General features: G+C 68.5%; 1 pseudogene. It reads right to left on the bottom strand.

Annotated features, from left to right (window positions below):
• Positions 1-137 precede the first annotated feature (137 nt).
• Positions 138-607 (bottom strand): annotated as a pseudogene (locus tag IEX97_RS13180) (hypothetical protein); the annotation flags it as partial.

Below are 607 nucleotides of genomic sequence, written 5' to 3'. Positions count from 1 at the left end.
CCCGCCGTCGCCCGCTGCCCGGCCGTCGTCGCCCGCTGCCCGACCGCTGACCGCTGCCCGCTGCCCGCTGCCCGGCCGCCGCGCGGAAGCGCCCGTTTCACCCGCCGCTGCCCGGCCGTTGAAGCCATAAACGTCATTCATGCGTTCGAGCTCATGATGCTCAGCGTCCCGTGCTTCTGCGACACCAGCACGTCCCAGCCGTTGTCGGCAAACGCTTGGTAACCAAACAAGCAAGGGCCGTCGTACTTCGGATCCACCACACAGGGTATGGTGAACTTCACATCACCCAGATAGACGGTGATGCGGCTGTCGTACCCTGCATCGAGCCCCGTCACACCTTGGACCACATCCGGTCCCAGGTTCGGCAGCTTGAGTTCCTGCGCCACCTGGCCATTGATGAGCGTCTCATACGCCCCTGTGTCAAGCTGAAAGAGGATGAGGTCGCCGTCGGTCGCCGGATCGTACGTGTGCGCGCTCGATCCGCTGCCACCCTGGCTTCCGCTCTGGCCGCCGGAAGCTGGCTCTGCTCCCGTGCCCGCGCCGGCCGTTCCGCCTGCGCCGGCGGCCCCGCCGCCCTGGGCGGTGCCGCTCCCGCCCGAGGCGCCAC

The sequence above is a fragment of the Paenalicyclobacillus cellulosilyticus genome (assembly GCF_014647315.1).
Taxonomy (GTDB): domain Bacteria; phylum Bacillota; class Bacilli; order Alicyclobacillales; family Alicyclobacillaceae; genus Alicyclobacillus_J; species Alicyclobacillus_J cellulosilyticus.
This window is presented reverse-complemented; position numbering and strand designations above follow the sequence as displayed.